The following is a 16,765-nucleotide window of genomic DNA, read 5'->3' as shown; positions in this document are numbered from 1 at the left end:
TATCTACGTTGTTGGAAAGCAATATTCCTCGATAGCTCAGTCGGTAGAGCACGCGGCTGTTAACCGCGCTGTCGTAGGTTCGAGTCCTACTCGGGGAGTTTTTTGATCCATATACTTTATGGACCTTTAGCTCAGTTGGTTAGAGCAACCGGCTCATAACCGGTCGGTCCCGGGTTCGAGTCCCCGAAGGTCCACTCTACCCAATATGAGGTAAATAAATAATTTAATATTTGGCCCGGTGGCTCAGCTGGTTAGAGCGCCGCCCTGTCACGGCGGAGGTCGTGGGTTCGATCCCCATCCGGGTCGTTTTGATACGACTGTTATAAATTGGTTCGCGTAAGCGGATTGAGGGACAGAGTATCGTAATGGGGTCTTAGCTCAGCTGGGAGAGCATCTGCCTTACAAGCAGAGGGTCACAGGTTCGAGCCCTGTAGGCCCCATTTCATTGTCGGAAAGTAAGAAGAATTTCTGCTTGATATATCGATATAATTTGAAATGAATCAACAATAAAAGAAATTTAAAAAAATCTAAAAAACAGTTGACATTCTTCAGAATGAGTTGTATAATATGACTTGTTCGTTAAGAATAAAAAGTATGTGTGTGTAGCTCAGCTGGATAGAGCACTTGGCTACGGACCAAGGTGTCGGGAGTTCGAATCTTCTCACGCACGTCGATTTCTCTGGTTGTCAGAGAGCAAAAAGCATCCTTTTGAGGGTGCTTTTTTTGTGTAATAGGGAATTCAAAGGAATTTCCTATTACACAAAAAGGCACTAACGTGCCAATGATGTGCACTCGCGCGAAGATGCATGTTGTCGCAAGCGACGCGCTCGGCGCGAGAATGTGTCAAGGCAGCAACTGTTCACAGGTAGGAATTTTCTGAACTGAAAATTCCCTACGATACAGTTCTGGCAGCAGATTTTGTCGATTTGGAATGTGCAGTATCGGCAAAATCCCGTTGATGGGCACACGCGTGCGAACCGTAACCCTGAGCACATTCTTTATTCCGTTTACGACAGCCCGGAATTGACTTTTTACCGCATGACCGATATAATAATAGGGCTGTCCCTATCAAGGCAGATAGCTTTGCGGTTTCTATGAAAGACCGCGTGGAGGAATTATGAAAACAGAATATCTGATAAAAATTGGTTCTGTCGCGAAATGGCTGGTGCCGTTTTTTGCAGCGGTGGCGCTGCTGAACGCGTAGGTTTTAAGTGGGCAGAATAAAATAGAAAGGCTGGGAAGAAGCTGGGAGATGCATCACGGATTCTGACACAGCGGAAAGGAGAAGAGATGCAGTTAGTTCAGTTAGATATGAAGCAGATATCGAGCGAGGCAGAGATTTACGACTGCCTGGTCGGTCAGATGAATTTTACCAATGCCGATGAAAAACCGGAATGGATGAATGTGATTGAGATGAACGAGCGGGATCCGTATGAGATGGATACAGAAGAACAGCCGGAGGATCCGGAGTTTAAGAAAATTCTGGAGACACCGGAGAAGACATTGGATGGTCTGGTACAGATGCTGGCTGCCCGCCTGGCAGATGATTACTGCCTGGAAGTAATCCGGGATGAAGCGGCGGATGATGAGAAGAAAGAACTGGAAAAACGTCTGGAACGCGCACTGGAAGATGCGGCGCGCACAATCGATGAAAGAGACGGGAAATTGTATGCAATACTTGAGGATACAAAACCCATGGCATTCTCCGTTATCTGATGAGCCGGAAGAAGGATTGATTCCATGTGAGGTGGTTCGGTCTTCCCGGAAGACGATCGCCATCCAGATCACGGCGGAAGGACGCCTGGTACTTCGGATTCCGAGGAGGGCTTCGGTGCAGGCTGCGATGCGGTTTGCCGAGGAACACCGCGACTGGATTGAGGTTCACTATAAAGAAGCAGTGGAACGCCAGAAGAACCGGAAAACCTATGGAGCGGAAGAAATCCGAAATTTCACAGAGAAGCTGCGCCCGGTGCTCATGCACCGGGTTGCTTTATATGCGGCGTGCATGGGCGTAACCTATGGAAAAATCACAATCCGGAACCAGAAAACGCGTTGGGGAAGCTGCAGCGCAGCTGGAAACCTAAATTTTAACTGGCGGCTGGCACTTTTGCCGGAGGATCTGATGAATTATGTGATTGTCCATGAGCTGGCACACCGGCTGGAAATGAACCATTCCGCGCGTTTCTGGACGCAGGTGGAGAATATACTGCCGGACTGGCGGGAACGGCGCAGGCGGCTTAGGGAGTATGTGATATAGAAAAGAAGCACAGACATAGATGTACTCTCGGAAGCTTTCTGTGCTTGATTTTGTGAGATGATTTTTTGTCAGTTGTGCCCAAATTTCTGAGGCGTACGCGGTGCGTACGTTGATGAAATTCGGGTGCGGCTGGCGGAAAATCAGCCACAAAAGCAAGTGCAAAAAAGACTCCGAGAGTACATCTAGATAATAGGAGGAACAAAATGGCAGAAGAAGTCTGGATGCTTCAGACCAAGAAAGCAGATTTTAAGCAGATCGGGGCGCGGTTTCGGATCGATCCGGTTACGGCGCGTATTATCCGGAACCGTGGGATCAAAGGAGAGGCGGCGATCGACCGCTATTTAAATGGCACGCTGGATGATCTGTATGATCCGATGCTGTTAAAAGATATGGAGCGTGCCGTTTCCATCCTGTGCGAGGCTGTGGATACTGGAAAGAAGATACGGATCGTCGGTGATTATGATATTGACGGCGTCTGTTCGACGTACATATTATTGCAGGCATTTGAACGGCTGGGCAGTGATGTAGATTTTGAGATACCGGATCGCATCAAGGATGGCTACGGAATCAATGAATCGATCATCGAACAGGCGCACGCGGACGGCGTGGAGGTGATTCTGACTTGTGACAATGGTATTTCCGCGTTCCATCAGGTGGAGCTGGCGAAGAAATATGGCATGACGGTTGTCATCACGGATCATCATGAGGTGCCCTTAGATGGGGAAAAAGAGAAGATTCCCCCGGCGGATGCGGTGATCGATCCGAAACAGGCAGACTGTCCGTACCCATTTCCGGAGATCTGCGGCGCAGTGGTGGCGTACAAGCTGGTGCAGGTTTTATATGCCCGCCGGGGCGTGCCGCAGATGGAATGGCTGGATTTGCTTGAATTTGCCGCGATTGCGACGGTCGGTGATGTGATGAAGCTGCAGGATGAGAACCGGATTCTGGTAAAATACGGTCTTAAAAAGATGGCGCAGACCAAAAATCTAGGGCTTCGCAGACTGGCGGAGAAAAATAATCTTGATCTGGGGGCGATCACAGCATACCATATCGGATTTGTCATTGGACCGTGCCTGAATGCGGGCGGACGATTAAAAACGGCAAAGGAAGCGCTGGCGCTTCTGCGGGCGCAGAGTGAGGAAGAGGCAGAACGCCTGGCAGAGGAACTTAAGGAATTAAATGATACCCGCAAGGATATGACCGAGCAGGGGACTGAGGCGGCGAAGCTGCAGGTAGAGAGCTGGTACCAGAAGGACAAGGTGCTGGTGGTCTTTCTGCCGGAATGCCATGAATCGCTGGCGGGCATTATTGCAGGGCGCCTGAGGGAATATTATCAGAAGCCGGCGATCGTGCTGACGCGCGGCGAGGAGGCGGTCAAAGGCTCGGGACGTTCCATTGATGAGTACCATATGTTTAAAAAGCTGACAGAGGTCAGCGATCTGCTGCTCAAATTTGGCGGGCATCCGCTGGCAGCCGGGCTTTCGCTGGAAGAGAAGAACATTGACGAGTTCCGGCGCAGACTGAATGAAAATGCGGGGCTGACGGAGGAAGATTTTAAAGCGAAAGTCTGGATCGATGTGCCGATGCCGGTGGGATATGTGACAGAACGCCTTGTGAGGGAGCTTTCCTGTCTCGAACCGTTTGGACAGGGCAACGAAAAGCCGCTGTTTGCAGAGAAATCACTCCGCATCCGGGCGAGTCGCGTGCTGGGGCGCAACCGGAATGTCGTAAAAATGACGTTGGAAGAGACAGACGGACACGCGATCGAGGCGCTATATTTCGGTGACGGAACGGCGTTTGAGGAAGAGCGCGCCGGACGGCGGGAGATCGACGTCGTGTATTATCCGGACATCAATGAGTACAATGGAAGAAAAACGCTGCAGGCGGTGATCCGCCGTTATAAATTCCGGGGGTAAATGGCATGATAACGAGAAAAGATGTGATGCCGGTCAATTTCCTGAAAAAAGAAAAATTTACCGGAAGTGATACCGGGATGCGCTACCGGATGGAGATGACAAAGCGCGAAGTACCGAAAGAAGACGGCACAGATGGCGAGACGGTCGAGGAGACAGTCCTGACCGTGACATCGTGGCCGGAACCATATGGATACGACGCAACGCCGGAAGAGGAGAAGACCCGCGAGGAATTTCCATTTTCGGAAGAAGGAATTGTGAGCGGGGTAGAGTGGCTGAACGGGCAGCATGCCCGGTATGTGAAGCCTGAAAAATAGACGGTTGCGTGAACAGAAAGAGTGAAAAAGTAGAATGAGTTGGAAAAAGACATTTTATGAGGGGCTAAAGAGCGGTATCCCCATTGGACTGGGGTATCTGCCGGTCTCCTTTACGTTTGGCTTCCTGGCGGTGTCGGGCGGTCTGCCGGTCTGGGTAGCGGTTTTTATATCGCTGACGAACTTAACGAGCGCCGGACAGTTCGCAGGGACAAACCTGATTCTGGCGGGGGCTGGGTACTTTGAGGTGGCATTGACGACGTTTGTCATCAACCTGCGCTATATGCTGATGTCACTGTCCCTGTCCCAGAAGCTCGATGAAAAGACGGGAACCGGGGCGCGCCTGGCACTGGCATTCGGCATCACGGATGAGACGTTTGTCGTCAGTTCCCTGCATCCGGGCATTTTGAAAGCGTCGTATATGCTGGGACTTATCACGATGCCGATTCTGGGGTGGAATCTTGGAACCTGGCTGGGAGGTGCGATCTCGGCGGTTCTGCCGCAGGCGCTGCAGAATGCGATGGGAATTGCCCTATACGCGATGTTTATTGCACTGATTCTGCCGGCGGCACGCAAATCGCGGTCGGTGTGCTGCGTCATCATTCTGGCAGTTGTGATGGTGTGCATTTTAAAATATGTTCCGGTTTTTGCCGGTATTTCCTCCGGTTTCCGGGTGATTCTGGTTACGATCGCGGCATCGGCGTTCGGTGCATGGAAATTCCCGCATGATCCGGACGGTAAAGAAGCCGGTCAGGACGAGAGTCAGAAAGAGGGGGCAGAATGATGAATACAGCAGAGGCAGCAGGAGCAGCTGGAACACTCGATATGAAATACGTGCTGACCTGTGTCCTTTTGATGGCACTGGTTACATATATTCCACGTGTTCTTCCGGTTACGATTTTCCGGAAACAGATCCGTTCGAAGTTTATCCGATCTTTCTTAGATTATACGCCGTATGCAGTGCTGGGAGCACTGACATTTCCGGATGTATTTACCTCCACAGGACATCTCTATTCGGCGGTCGGAGGAACGATCGTAGCGGTGATTTTGGGATATAAGGGAAAGAGCCTGGTGGTAGTGGCGATCGCGGCGATTGTGACGGTTTACCTGCTTGAGATGGCAGGCGGAGCCGGTCTTTTGGCGTCGCTTTCATTTTAAGAAAAATTTAAAATGAATATGCGCGAAAGCGCGGGAAATTCATCATAAATAAAAACGAAAGGTGCAGACAAGATGATTACAATGAAGGGAGCCGCTGTTTCGGCAAAGCTGAAAGAGCAGGTGGAAAAAGGGCTGGAAACCCTGACATGGGTGCCGAAACTGACGATTATCCGGGTGGGCGAGAATCCGGATGATATTTCCTATGAGAAAGGCGCGACGAAGAAGCTGACATCGTTCGGGCTTGAGGTGGAATCGAAGGTATTTCCGGGAGATATCTCGGACGAGGCATTTAAGAAGGAGTTTGCGGCGATCAATGCGGATGCGTCGGTGGACGGTATTTTAATGCTGCGCCCGCTTCCAAAACAGATCAACGAGCAGGATATTGAAAAAATGATCGATCCGGCGAAGGATCTGGACGGTATTTCCCCAGTCAATATCGCAAAGGTGTTCAGCGGCGATACGAGCGGTTTTGCGCCGTGTACGGCGGAGGCAGTGGTATGCATGCTGAAAATGAACGATATCGCGCTTTCTGGCAAACGGGTGGTAGTCGTAGGAAGAAGCATGGTTGTGGGACGCCCGCTTTCGATGCTGCTTCTGCATGAAAATGCGACCGTGACCATCTGCCACTCGAGAACTGCCAGCCTGCCGGAGGTATGCCGGGAGGCGGATATTCTGACTGCCTGCGTGGGAAAAGCAGCGATGATCAACCACACCTATGTAAAAAAGGATGCGGTTGTTATTGACGTTGGGATCAATGTAGATGAAAATGGAAAACTCTGCGGCGATGTGGATTTTGCCGATCTGGAAGGAACTGCTTCGGCGGCAACCCCGGTTCCGGGCGGTGTCGGCGGCGTGACGACGGCGGTTCTGGCACAGCATCTGGTGCGCGCGGCACGGATGAAACAGGAAAAAAATAGTAATAAATAAGCGAAAGAAAGTTAAGAGAAAAGCAATACATTTCCTCTCGTTTTCAGGTATAACTATAGTAAGAATGACAGTGTACCAGTTGTTGCTCCGGAAGGTCCGAACCCATTGTGGGGTGGAACTCACGGATGAAACAGAAAAACGGGAGGAATTTTTTTATGAGAAAAATGGGGATGATGCGAAACAGGATGGCATTTCTGCTGGCAGCAGGAACGATGACAATGACGTCGGCGGCAGGTCTGGCAGGTTGTACGTCCGCACCGGCATCGGTGACGGTGCAGTCGGCGGAAAATACGGGGATCACGGTGACGAGCCAGGAAAAAATCAAGGCGGAGCCGGATATTGCGGAAATTACCTACAGTGTCTATTCACAGGCGGCAGATGCGAGCACCTGCCAGTCGGAGAATCAGACGGATTTGGATGCGGTTCTGGCGCTTTTGAAGGAAAAGGGAATTGCAGATACCTCGGTGCAGACGAGCGGTCTGGGGCTGAATCCGATCTATGACTGGGACAATGGCAAGAAGATCACTGGTTATGAGATGACGACGGAGGTTGTTGTATCGGATGTTGCGATTGAGGATGCAGGGGCGATCATCAGCGATTCGGTCAATGCGGGTATCAATTCGATCGATTCGGTCCAGTACCAGTGTAGCAATTTTGATGAGATTTATCAGGAAGCGCTCAAAAAAGCCATTGAGTCGGCGCGCGTGAAAGCCGAAGCGATGGCGGAGGCAGGCGGCTGCAAGCTGGGAACGATGACGAATGTGCAGGAGTACAGCAGCGGGCAGCAGGCGCGTTATTATGACACTTCTTACAGCAGCGGCATGGCGATGAAGGAAACGGCGATGGAAGATGCGGGTGCAGGCAGAAACCTGATGCCGGGGCAGGTGGATGTTGAGGCAGAGGTGTCGGCTACGTTTTCCATTCAATAGGGATCAGCTGCATGAAAGGTTGTCTGGTTTCGGAGGAAAAATCGGATTTTAAACAGGAAAAGGGAATAAACACAAATTGTATAAACCTTCGCATATCTGGGATACTAACAGTGTGAAATGAATGGTCGGAAACGGCTGCTGTTTCATGAGAATGTAGAACAGAATGCGGAGGTTTATTTTTTATGTGGGGAATGATAACCGCGCTGGTTTCCGGCGCACTCATGAGTATACAGGGCGTGTTTAATTCTGCCGTGATGAAACAGACCAGCATGTGGGTATCGGCTGGCTGGGTGCAGATAAGTGCGTTTGTGGTTTGCCTGCTGATGTGGCTTTTTACGGGGCGCGGCGCGGTATCAGGGCTTTGGCAGATCGAACCGCGGTATATGCTGACCGGCGGCGTGATCGGGGCATTTATCACGTACACGGTCATCAAGAGCTTTGACGCGCTGGGACCGGCAAAATCAGCGCTTCTGATCGTCGTGGCGCAGATCCTGGTGGCGTACCTGATTGAGGTGTTTGGCTGGTTCGGTGTGGAGAAAGCGGGATTTGAGTGGCGCAAGGCGATCGGGGCGGCGGTTGCGATTGCGGGGATTGTGATTTTCAGATGGGAATAAAAATTTTCTGCTTGTGTTTAAAGGGGGTTTTGGTTAGAATAGAATTACGGACAAAACGCGCCTCGGAAAAAGAGGGGTGCAGAAGATGAAACAGACAAATCAAACAGTAAATCGGAAACGATGGATGCGAACAGGGGCAGTCGGCGTGGTATTTTTGGCGGCTGTTTTGTGTTTTGGTGTGCAGAGTCGGCGAGAGAAGCAGACGGTGGTGCTGGAGACGCAGAATAGTTTTTCAAAAGAAGTGGATGATTCGCAGGAAAGCTCCGAACGTCCAGCAAAACGGTCAAACGGCGGGGCAGTGGATGGGGATAATGAAGCAGCAGAGAACGCTGCGCCTGAGGGGCAATCAAAAGAAAATCCCCAAACGCCGGAACCGAGAATCCTATATATCCACGTCTGCGGCGAGGTAGCCGCACCGGGCGTCTATGAGCTTCCGGCGGGCAGCCGTATGTATGAGGCGGTTGAAAAGGCGGGCGGGATGACGTCGGAGGCGGCGCAGGAATATGTAAATCTGGCGCAGGCGATCGAGGATGGACAGCAGCTTCGGATTCCGAGCCGGGAAGAGATTCGGAAATATCAGGAAACAGGGAAGGATGTCTCCGGGCTTCTGGGAGCCGGAGGCGCTGCTGGGAATGGCAGCGAGTCAGCTTCGCAGAAATCTGGAAGCAGTGCAGCATTGATTAATTTAAACACAGCTTCCAAAGAAGAGTTGATGACTTTAAACGGTATCGGCGCGGCGCGGGCGGAAGCGATTCTTTCTTACCGGGAGCAGAAGGGCGGTTTCCGGACGATTGAGGATATTATGAAGGTGCCTGGCATCAAGAACGCGGCATTTCAGAAGATAAAAGATAAGATTACAGTATAGAGAGATAGAAGCATAGTGGTTGAGGTGGAGAATGGCGAAGGTATTAGTGGTAGATGATGAAAAATTAATAGTAAAAGGAATCCGTTTCAGTCTGGAACAGGATGGATTTGAAGTTGCCTGCGCCTATGACGGGGAGGAAGCGCTTCAGATGGCAAAGGAGACGGAGTATGATATGGTTCTTCTGGACGTGATGCTGCCGAAGCTGAACGGATTTGAAGTCTGCCAGGCAATCCGGGAGTTCTCCGAGATGCCGATCATTATGCTGACCGCAAAAGGCGACGATATGGATAAGATTCTGGGGCTGGAATACGGCGCCGATGATTATATCACGAAGCCATTTAACATTTTGGAAGTAAAGGCGCGCATCAAGGCGATCCTGCGCCGCAACTCCAAGAAATCGAGACAGGAGCCGCAGCAGACAAAGAAAGTCATCGAGGCGGGTGATCTGACGCTGGATTCGGACAGCCGCCGGGTCTTTATCGCTTCCCGCGAGATCAATCTGACCGCGAAGGAATTTGACCTTCTGGAGCTCCTGGTGTGCAATCCGGGCAAGGTTTACAGCCGCGAGGAGCTGCTGCGCTTTGTCTGGGGCAACCGGGCGGCGGCGGGCGGCGATGTTCGCACCGTAGACGTTCATGTGCGGCGGCTGCGCGAGAAGATCGAGCCGAGTCCGAGTGATCCGAAATATGTACATACGAAATGGGGCGTGGGGTATTATTTCCGGATTCGGTAATGTGGAAAAGAACTCAGAAGAGGATGAAAGGGGCGCTGCAGGGGAGTGTGTATCCCGGCAGCTGCTCTTTTTCTTTAGGTGGAAAAGGCAGATGGGACAGAGAATGAACGAGGAAAACCAAGAACAGGATCAGAAGGATGAAATTGCAGGGAAGCAGGAAGAGCCGGGACAGATAGTTTCAGAAAAAGTGGAGAAGAAACGAGAGGAAAAACCAAAGAAAAAGCGTCTCCGCATCCAGGGTGCCGCGTGGAGGCGGCTGGATAACACGGCGAAGCTCTTTGCGGCGGTGTCGGGCGAGGATTTAAGCAGTGTATTCCGGATCTCGGCGGTTCTGAAAGAAAAAGTAGATCCGGAGCTTTTGCAAAGGGCGCTTGTGCGGACACTTCCGGAGTTTGAAAATTTCCGGGTGAAGCTGCGGAAGGGATTTTTCTGGTATTATTTTGAGACGAACAACCGGAATCCGGGCGTGGAAGAAGAACAGAGTGCACCGTGCCGTTTCATTGATCCGCACCGGGGCGCGCGGTTCCCATTCCGTGTGAGCTACTATGGATGCAGGATCAATTTTGAAGTGTTTCACGGGCTGACGGACGGACTGGGGGCGCTGCGGTTTGCTTCACGGCTTACAGAACATTATCTGGAACTGGTGAAAAAATTGCCGGTTGTGGTGCAGGAGCGGGAGTTTTCGCCGCTCCGGGAGGACGATTATCTGCGACATTACCGGAAACTGCCGCATCGGCATTATAACAGCAGACCGGCGATTGCGATTCAGGGGGAATTTCTCCCATTTGATCAGATGGCAGTGCTGCAGGGGACGATTGAGGTGTCGGCACTGAAGACGGAATGCAGGAAGGTGGGGGTCAGCATCACCAAATATCTGGCGGCGGTGCTTCTCTGGGCGATCATCCAGACGGAGACGGATGGGAAAACGCTGAAACGTCCGGTGGCGCTCAATCTTCCGGTGAACCTACGGAGTTTTTTTGAGTCGGAGACGCTGGCAAACTTCTTTGCTGTCGTGAATATTTCATGGGCGGCGGGAAAGGCGCCGGAGGCATTGGAAGAAGTGATTGCGTCTGTGAGCCGCCAGATGGATGAGCAGATCGTGAAGGAGCGGCTGGAGGAGACGATCTCCTACAATGTGTCGAATGAGAAAAAATGGTATGTGCGGGCGATCCCGCTATTTGTCAAACATCTGGCGATGCAGTTGATTTTTCTGCACACCAGCCGCGCCCACACGATGACATTTTCCAACATCGGACCGGCGCAGGTTCGGGAGGAACTGAAAGATTCGATCGAGGGCTTTCAGCTTCTTGTCGGCGCATCGCCGAAGCAGCGGATGAAATGCGGGGCGGTGGCGTATGACGGGAAATTATGCCTGTCGTTTACGAGTGCGATGGCAGAGAACCGGCTTCCGGAGTTTTTCTTTCACTTTTTGGAGGAAAAGGGCATCCGGGTAGAGCGCGAGAGCAATGGAATCACGGATACGGAGCATGATAAAGGACGTTATCCAGTGATTGCCCAGGATCGAGAGCGCGTGCGCCGTGCGGTGCGGGGATTTTATGTGTCATTGGTGCTCGTATCGCTTCTGGCGGGGCTTACGAATCTGGCGACTTATCATCGGATTCCGTTTAAATGGTCGCTTCTGACGGCGGGCGCGGCGGCATATGTGGCGATGACGCTGCGGTTTTCGGTCATGCGGCATGCGAGCCTGGCAGGAACGCTGGTGCGGCAGTCCCTGGGAATTCAGGCAATTTTGCTTTTGATTGACGCGCTCACAGGGCTTCGGGGGTGGTCGGTGGACTACGCGATTCCATGCGTCGCACTGTTTGAGGTGGCGGCGGTTCTTCTGATGATGTTAGTCAACCGGATGAACTGGCAGAGCTATTTTATGTATCAGATCACAATTACATTTCTGAGCTTTGTGCCGTTGATTTTCTGGAAAATCGGGTGGACGCATCATCCGCGTCTGACGGTGCTGGCAGCAGGTGTGTCGGTGGCAGCGCTGGCGGCGACGGTGATTCTGGGCGACCGGAGTGTGAAGCGGGAATTGAAGAGGCGGTTTCATGTGTAAATGGCAGGAAAATCGGTCACAGTAAAGGAACGATCTATAAAAATACGAAGATTGAAAATTTGGATGAAAGAAAGGGAAGAAGCATGAGTCGGAAAACAGTCAGCATGATAGGCAATCTGACGCGTGATATGATGAGTGACGTGATGGAGACATCGTTAAAGAAGCCGATCCAGACCGGCGAATTCCGGAAAAATCCGGTCGAACCGGCGTGGAGATGTCCGGCGGAATATATTTATGAGCTGGTAAAAACAGAACAGTTTGTGATGGAATATTTGAAGCCGAAGCAGGCGGTGACGGGGCGCGTCATTTTGCAGCTGCATGGCGGCGGGTATATCGGTCCGATGAAAAATATTTACCGGCGGTTTGCGGTTAAGTATTCGCAGATCAGCTTCGGCGCGGATGTTCTGACGCCGGACTACCGGGTGGCGCCGGAGCATCCGTATCCGGCGGCGCTGGAGGATGCGGTGTACGCGTACCGATGGCTTCTGGAAGAGAAGAAATACCAGCCGTCCCAGATCGTGGTAGCCGGGGATTCGGCGGGCGGCGGCCTGGCGCTGGCGCTCTGTTTGTATGCGAAAGATCACGGGCTGCCGCTTCCTGCGGGCATTATCACGATGTCGCCGTGGACGGATGTAAGTCTGAGCGGGGCATCGTATGAGGAAAATTATACGATCGATCCACTGTTTGGTAATTCGAAGGAAAATATGTTGTACCAGTGCAGCTACATCGGGAATGCCAATCCGAAAAATCCGTATCTGTCACCGCTGTTTGGAGATTTTGAAGGATTTCCGCCGATGCTGATGCAGGTGGGCGCGTATGAGGTGCTTTTAGATGATACGAGGGCGGCAGCGAAAAAGGCGCGCGCCGAGGGCGTCAAGGTGCGCTGCTCGGTCTATGACGGGATGTTCCATGTATTTCAGATGGGACTCGACCTGATTCCGGAGAGCCGCGAGGCATGGGAAGAGGTCGCGGAATATCTGCGGATCATCTACCGGATTCATCGGGAGCCGGAGGGAACGGTCGTGAAAAAGGTAAAAACGAGACGCAAAGAGACGGAAGACCGGGCGCGGCTGAATCTGTTGGCATTTTTAAAACGGGAGCTTAAAAAGTGAAGATTACGTTAGTGACAGTAGGAAAAATTAAGGAAAAATATCTGGAGGCGGCGATCGCGGAGTACAGCAAGCGGCTGGGGCGTTACTGCCGTCTGGAGATCGTGCAGGTGGCGGATGAAAAAACGCCGGATAAGGCGAGTGAGCTGCAGGAAGCGCAGATCCGCGACAAGGAAGGCGAGCGGATTCTGGCGCATATCAAGGAGGACGCGTATGTGATTGCACTTGCGATCGATGGAAAGCAGCGTTCCTCGGAGGAGATGGCGGCATGGATGGAGGACCTGGGCGTGCGAGGTGAGAGCCATCTGCAGTTTATCATCGGAGGTTCGCTGGGGTTGTCGCAGGCGGTGTTAAACCGTGCGGACACGAAGATCAGCTTTTCGCGCCTGACCTTTCCACACCAGCTGATGCGCGTGATTTTGCTGGAACAGATTTACCGGAGTTTCCGGATTATAAAAGGAGAACCGTATCATAAGTAGACATAATGCATGATGGATGATTAAAAATTAGCTATTCATAATGCGCGAGAGCAGTTCGAGATCCTCTTTTTTGACCTTTAAGTTAGATGCCACCTCGGTTCCGTCCGGGGCGGTCACTTTTAGGGAAATGACGCTGTCCTCGCGCAGCGCGCGGGTGTAGGCGGCTTTCAGAAAAGGGGAAAATTTAGGGTGGCGGGCTTTGAAACGCGCCCACTCGTCCCGAAATTGCAGTAAGGATGAAAGATTCATGTGATTAAGTCCTTTCCGTTTTAATAACTGATGGTAGTGTATCATGCGCGGGGAAGGCATGTAAAGAGGAAAAATTATCAGTAACGAGAGGTAGACTGATAATTGTTCGCAGTAACGTAGACAGGAGAATCAAGATTCATGGAACAGGTACAGAAGAAAAATATACTAGGTACGGAGCCGATCGGCGGGCTTTTGCGGCAGTTTGCGGTGCCAAGTATTATCGCGATGCTGGTAGGCGCCCTTTATAATATCGTCGATCAGTTTTTTATCGGAAGAAGCGTGGGAGAGCTGGGGAATGCAGCGACGAACGTGGCGTTTCCGTTGACGATCTCCTGTGTGGCGCTGGCGCTTCTGTTTGGAATCGGCGGTGCGGCGTCCTTTAACCTGACGCTGGGAGGCGGCGATCGGGAAAAGGCGTTATTTTATATTGGAAATGCGGCGACGCTTCTGTTTGGAAGCGGTGTGATTCTGGGAATTGTGGCGCTTTTATGCTTGACGCCGATGCTGCACTTTTTCGGTTCGCCGGACAATGTGCTGGCGTATGCCAAAACGTATACGGGTATCACGGCTCTGGGATTTCCATTTCTGATTCTGACCAACGGCGGCGGGCATCTGGTGAGGGCGGACGGAAGCCCTCGCAATGCGATGCTTTACAATTTATCCGGGGCGCTGATCAATACGGTGCTCGATCCGCTGTTTATTTTTGGATTTCATATGGGAATGGCGGGTGCTGCGCTGGCAACGATCATTGGACAGATTTTTTCAGGAATCCTGATTATCCGGTATCTGCGCCGTTACAAAAACGGACGGCTGACAGCGGCGCATCTTCGACCACAGAGAACATATGTAAGCATGATTACCTCATTGGGGGCGGCGGCATTTTTCAATCAGCTTGCGATGCTGGTGGTGCAGATCGTGTTAAATAAATCCTTGACCTACTATGGTGCGCATTCGGACTATGGGGAATCGATTCCGCTGGCGTGTGCCGGCATTATCACGAAGGTCAATCAGGTGTTTTTTTCGATCGTCATCGGTCTTTCGCAGGGTATGCAGCCGATCGCAAGTTTCAATTATGGCGCGAAAAATTATGCGCGCGTGCGGCAGGTGTATGGGTTGGCGCTCAGGTGGGGATTTGCGGTGTCGGCGGTGTCCTTTGCGTGTTTCCAGTTGATTCCGCGTCCGATCATCGGGCTGTTCGGGGAAGGATCGGAGATGTATTTCCAGTTTGCGGAAAAATATTTCCGGATTTACCTGTTTTTCACGTTCTTAAACTGTGTGCAGCCGATTGCGTCGAACCTGTTTACGGCGATTGGAAAACCGAAAAAGGGTATTTTCCTGTCCCTGACGCGCCAGATTCTCTTTTTGCTGCCGCTGATTGTGATTCTGCCGCTGTTTATCGGCATTGACGGCATCATGTATGCCGGACCGCTCGCGGACTTTGTGGCGGGCGTGGTGGCGCTTGCGATGGCAGGCGTGGAGGTGAGACGGCTGCGGCGGATGGAAAGTGCGTCCGTGCATGCATAGTCGGATGGTATATTTTAGCCAGTCCTTCATATATTGAGGTAAGGAGGACGGGCTGATGAAGGAGGAACAATCAAAGCAGGATGTGAGGGCGCTGTTTCATTTTTTCTCCCGGAATATCCGGGAGCAGCTTCTGGCGCTTCCGCTTGAGGCGGATGGAATGGAAGAGGTACGGCTGCGGGTTAGCGCGCCGCTGTATTACATATATAGAAATAAAGAGTACACAGCCGGGAGTGGATTCCGGGTCAGCCGGGAGGATGTGGACGAGACGCTGCAATGCGCGGCTCGTTCTTCCCTCTATGCTTACGGGGAGGAAATCCGGCAGGGGTTTCTGACCGTGCAGGGCGGACACCGGATTGGCGTGGCTGGAAGGACGATACTGGAAAACGGACATATAAAGGCGATTCATCCGATAACCTTTTTAAATGTCCGTTTTTCGCATCAGATGATAGGATGTGCAGCAAAAATACGGTCGATTTTGACGGATCCAGGGACGGGAAGTATCCGGAATACGCTTCTGATTGCGCCGCCGAGATGCGGAAAAACAACACTTCTGCGGGATCTGATCCGGATGGTGTCGGATGGAGAAGAGGGAAAGGATAGGGGCTCTGCTTTGACGGGGAGCTTTGAACGGCCTAAGGCAGGTGCAGGACATGAAAATAAAGCTGGAAAAATGTTGGAGATGAGGAAGCAGCATGGTGGAAAAGTGAGGGCGCAGACGGTCGGGGTGGTGGATGAGCGTTCGGAGATTGCCGCCTGCTATCAGGGAATCCCGCAAAACGATGTTGGCTGCCGGACAGATGTGCTGGATGCCTGCCCCAAGGCGGAGGGAATGATGATGCTGATCCGCTCAATGGCACCGGAGGTGGTCGCGGTGGACGAGATCGGCGGTGAGAATGATTTGGAGGCGCTTCGCTATGTGATGAACTGTGGCTGCAGGATTCTGGCAACCGTACATGGAAATTCGATGGAGGACATCCGGGAAAAACCGGGCTTGTCCTCTTTTTTGCAAGAAAAACGGTTTGAGCGGTATGTGGTGCTGGGAAATAGACGCGGACCGGGAACGGTGGAGGCGGTATATGATGCAGCTGGCGAGGAGCTCATATGTGGATAAAATTGCTTGGAATCTGCCTTGTATGTGTATCGTGTGCGGGGATTGGCGGGGGTGAGGCATTGCGCCTGATTGGCCGGAGGCGTTTTTTGGAGGAAGTAAAACGGATTGCCGCGGGACTGCGGGGAGAGATTGGGTATACACAGGCAGTTCTTCCTCTGGCACTGTGCCGGGCGGGGGCACGCGGGGATGGAAAAGCGGGGAAGCTATTTTTGGTGGCAGGAGAGCGGCTGGAAGCGAATCCAGAGTGTCCGTTTGGGAGTATCTGGGAAGCGGTTCTGGAAGAGCAGGGGATTCGTCCGATGTTAGGAACAGAGGAATGGGAGCTGATGTGCCGGTTTGGAAATAGCATCGGGTATCTCGATCTGGAAATGCAGCAAAAGACGCTGGCACTGTATCTGGAAGAATTGGAACGGGCGATTGAGCAGCTGCGGCGGGAAGAGCCGGAGAAGAAACGGTTGTGCTGGGGGCTTGGGATACTAGGCGGGCTGTTTCTGGCAGTGGTGTTGATGTAAGTG

At 52.1% G+C, this 16,765-nt stretch carries 18 protein-coding genes and 5 tRNA genes; 22 read left to right on the top strand and 1 reads right to left on the bottom strand.

Annotated elements, in window-relative coordinates; all coding sequences use genetic code 11:
- The first annotated feature begins 25 nt into the window (after positions 1-25).
- From DWZ76_RS14595 to rlmH, 19 genes are all read left to right on the top strand, one after another.
- A tRNA-Asn gene (locus tag DWZ76_RS14595) sits at positions 26-98 on the top strand.
- Between the two features lie 22 nt (positions 99-120).
- A tRNA-Ile gene (locus DWZ76_RS14590) sits at positions 121-194 on the top strand.
- A gap of 38 nt (positions 195-232) precedes the next feature.
- Positions 233-306: transfer RNA gene (locus tag DWZ76_RS14585), tRNA-Asp, on the top strand.
- Positions 307-367: 61 nt separating this feature from the next.
- Positions 368-440 (top strand) — tRNA-Val (locus DWZ76_RS14580).
- Between the two features lie 156 nt (positions 441-596).
- Positions 597-670 (top strand) — tRNA-Arg (locus DWZ76_RS14575).
- A gap of 620 nt (positions 671-1,290) precedes the next feature.
- Positions 1,291-1,716 carry a hypothetical protein gene (locus DWZ76_RS14570; protein ID WP_022358685.1) on the top strand — a complete coding sequence of 142 codons (426 nt, stop codon included), beginning with the start codon at positions 1,291-1,293 and terminating at the stop codon, positions 1,714-1,716.
- On the top strand, positions 1,679-2,257 hold the full coding sequence (locus tag DWZ76_RS14565) for a M48 family metallopeptidase (protein WP_347561298.1): 579 nt from the start codon (positions 1,679-1,681) through the stop codon (positions 2,255-2,257). Before DWZ76_RS14570 ends, DWZ76_RS14565 begins: the two co-directional genes overlap by 38 nt.
- 203 nt (positions 2,258-2,460) lie before the next feature.
- The gene (recJ, locus tag DWZ76_RS14555; RefSeq protein ID WP_118473046.1) at positions 2,461-4,173 is read left to right on the top strand and encodes a single-stranded-DNA-specific exonuclease RecJ; all 1,713 of its coding nucleotides are present in this window, start codon (positions 2,461-2,463) and stop codon (positions 4,171-4,173) included.
- A gap of 5 nt (positions 4,174-4,178) precedes the next feature.
- Positions 4,179-4,487 (top strand): hypothetical protein, encoded by a 309-nt coding sequence (locus DWZ76_RS14550; RefSeq protein ID WP_118473045.1) that lies wholly within the window; start codon positions 4,179-4,181, stop codon positions 4,485-4,487.
- A gap of 34 nt (positions 4,488-4,521) precedes the next feature.
- Entirely contained in the window at positions 4,522-5,268 is a 747-nt protein-coding gene (locus DWZ76_RS14545) for an AzlC family ABC transporter permease (RefSeq protein ID WP_117796867.1), read from the top strand.
- A 41-nt stretch (positions 5,269-5,309) separates the two neighbouring features.
- Complete coding sequence (locus DWZ76_RS14540) at positions 5,310-5,642, top strand: AzlD domain-containing protein (protein WP_117796890.1); 333 nt, start codon at positions 5,310-5,312, stop codon at positions 5,640-5,642.
- Between the two features lie 72 nt (positions 5,643-5,714).
- Positions 5,715-6,569, top strand: a complete 855-nt coding sequence (locus DWZ76_RS14535; protein ID WP_118473044.1) for a bifunctional 5,10-methylenetetrahydrofolate dehydrogenase/5,10-methenyltetrahydrofolate cyclohydrolase — start codon at positions 5,715-5,717, stop codon at positions 6,567-6,569.
- Between the two features lie 155 nt (positions 6,570-6,724).
- Complete coding sequence (locus DWZ76_RS14530) at positions 6,725-7,498, top strand: SIMPL domain-containing protein (protein WP_243017868.1); 774 nt, start codon at positions 6,725-6,727, stop codon at positions 7,496-7,498.
- A 182-nt stretch (positions 7,499-7,680) separates the two neighbouring features.
- Positions 7,681-8,112 (top strand): DMT family transporter, encoded by a 432-nt coding sequence (locus DWZ76_RS14525; RefSeq protein WP_118473043.1) that lies wholly within the window; start codon positions 7,681-7,683, stop codon positions 8,110-8,112.
- Between the two features lie 85 nt (positions 8,113-8,197).
- Positions 8,198-8,977, top strand: a complete 780-nt coding sequence (locus DWZ76_RS14520) for a helix-hairpin-helix domain-containing protein (protein WP_118473042.1) — start codon at positions 8,198-8,200, stop codon at positions 8,975-8,977.
- A gap of 31 nt (positions 8,978-9,008) precedes the next feature.
- Positions 9,009-9,710, top strand: a complete 702-nt coding sequence (locus DWZ76_RS14515) for a response regulator transcription factor (protein WP_022359279.1) — start codon at positions 9,009-9,011, stop codon at positions 9,708-9,710.
- 91 nt (positions 9,711-9,801) lie between these two features.
- Entirely contained in the window at positions 9,802-11,778 is a 1,977-nt protein-coding gene (locus tag DWZ76_RS14510; RefSeq protein WP_243017866.1) for a DUF6320 domain-containing protein, read from the top strand.
- A gap of 83 nt (positions 11,779-11,861) precedes the next feature.
- Positions 11,862-12,890, top strand: a complete 1,029-nt coding sequence (locus DWZ76_RS14505; protein WP_107001314.1) for an alpha/beta hydrolase — start codon at positions 11,862-11,864, stop codon at positions 12,888-12,890.
- Entirely contained in the window at positions 12,887-13,366 is a 480-nt protein-coding gene (rlmH, locus tag DWZ76_RS14500) for a 23S rRNA (pseudouridine(1915)-N(3))-methyltransferase RlmH (RefSeq protein ID WP_022359275.1), read from the top strand. Before DWZ76_RS14505 ends, rlmH begins: the two co-directional genes overlap by 4 nt.
- A 27-nt stretch (positions 13,367-13,393) precedes the next feature.
- Here the strand turns inward: rlmH and DWZ76_RS14495 are convergent, their stop codons facing one another.
- Positions 13,394-13,615, bottom strand: coding sequence for a hypothetical protein (locus DWZ76_RS14495; protein WP_107001315.1), 222 nt, complete (start codon positions 13,613-13,615; stop codon positions 13,394-13,396).
- Between the two features lie 138 nt (positions 13,616-13,753).
- Here DWZ76_RS14495 and DWZ76_RS14490 point away from each other — a divergent pair, with 138 nt between their 5' ends.
- The 3 genes from DWZ76_RS14490 to DWZ76_RS14480 are packed head-to-tail and all read left to right on the top strand — an operon-like array spanning position 13,754 to position 16,762.
- Positions 13,754-15,139: an MATE family efflux transporter gene (locus tag DWZ76_RS14490; protein WP_118473041.1), complete on the top strand. Its 1,386-nt coding sequence runs from the start codon at positions 13,754-13,756 to the stop codon at positions 15,137-15,139.
- A 55-nt stretch (positions 15,140-15,194) separates the two neighbouring features.
- Positions 15,195-16,250 carry a stage III sporulation protein AA gene (locus DWZ76_RS14485; RefSeq protein ID WP_118473040.1) on the top strand — a complete coding sequence of 352 codons (1,056 nt, stop codon included), beginning with the start codon at positions 15,195-15,197 and terminating at the stop codon, positions 16,248-16,250.
- Complete coding sequence (locus DWZ76_RS14480; RefSeq protein ID WP_118473039.1) at positions 16,241-16,762, top strand: stage III sporulation protein AB; 522 nt, start codon at positions 16,241-16,243, stop codon at positions 16,760-16,762. Before DWZ76_RS14485 ends, DWZ76_RS14480 begins: the two co-directional genes overlap by 10 nt.
- Positions 16,763-16,765: the final 3 nt, after the last annotated feature.

The organism is Clostridium sp. AF35-15 (genome assembly GCF_003477745.1).
GTDB classification, from domain to species: domain Bacteria; phylum Bacillota; class Clostridia; order Lachnospirales; family Lachnospiraceae; genus Otoolea; species Otoolea fessa.
This window is presented reverse-complemented; position numbering and strand designations above follow the sequence as displayed.

Bases quoted from the DNA above. Each gene is read 5' to 3' on its own strand.
- DWZ76_RS14515 (WP_022359279.1), top strand. From the start codon at position 9,009: ATGGCGAAGGTATTAGTGGTAGATGATGAAAAATTAATAGTAAAAGGA.
- DWZ76_RS14545 (WP_117796867.1), top strand. From the start codon at position 4,522: ATGAGTTGGAAAAAGACATTTTATGAGGGGCTAAAGAGCGGTATCCCC.
- DWZ76_RS14510 (WP_243017866.1), top strand. From the start codon at position 9,802: ATGGGACAGAGAATGAACGAGGAAAACCAAGAACAGGATCAGAAGGAT.
- DWZ76_RS14530 (WP_243017868.1), top strand. From the start codon at position 6,725: ATGAGAAAAATGGGGATGATGCGAAACAGGATGGCATTTCTGCTGGCA.
- DWZ76_RS14570 (WP_022358685.1), top strand. From the start codon at position 1,291: ATGCAGTTAGTTCAGTTAGATATGAAGCAGATATCGAGCGAGGCAGAG.
- DWZ76_RS14485 (WP_118473040.1), top strand. From the start codon at position 15,195: ATGAAGGAGGAACAATCAAAGCAGGATGTGAGGGCGCTGTTTCATTTT.
- DWZ76_RS14525 (WP_118473043.1), top strand. From the start codon at position 7,681: ATGTGGGGAATGATAACCGCGCTGGTTTCCGGCGCACTCATGAGTATA.
- DWZ76_RS14495 (WP_107001315.1), bottom strand. From the start codon at position 13,615: ATGAATCTTTCATCCTTACTGCAATTTCGGGACGAGTGGGCGCGTTTC.
- DWZ76_RS14535 (WP_118473044.1), top strand. From the start codon at position 5,715: ATGATTACAATGAAGGGAGCCGCTGTTTCGGCAAAGCTGAAAGAGCAG.
- DWZ76_RS14550 (WP_118473045.1), top strand. From the start codon at position 4,179: ATGATAACGAGAAAAGATGTGATGCCGGTCAATTTCCTGAAAAAAGAA.
- recJ (WP_118473046.1), top strand. From the start codon at position 2,461: ATGGCAGAAGAAGTCTGGATGCTTCAGACCAAGAAAGCAGATTTTAAG.
- DWZ76_RS14505 (WP_107001314.1), top strand. From the start codon at position 11,862: ATGAGTCGGAAAACAGTCAGCATGATAGGCAATCTGACGCGTGATATG.
- DWZ76_RS14520 (WP_118473042.1), top strand. From the start codon at position 8,198: ATGAAACAGACAAATCAAACAGTAAATCGGAAACGATGGATGCGAACA.
- DWZ76_RS14540 (WP_117796890.1), top strand. From the start codon at position 5,310: ATGAAATACGTGCTGACCTGTGTCCTTTTGATGGCACTGGTTACATAT.
- DWZ76_RS14480 (WP_118473039.1), top strand. From the start codon at position 16,241: ATGTGGATAAAATTGCTTGGAATCTGCCTTGTATGTGTATCGTGTGCG.
- DWZ76_RS14490 (WP_118473041.1), top strand. From the start codon at position 13,754: ATGGAACAGGTACAGAAGAAAAATATACTAGGTACGGAGCCGATCGGC.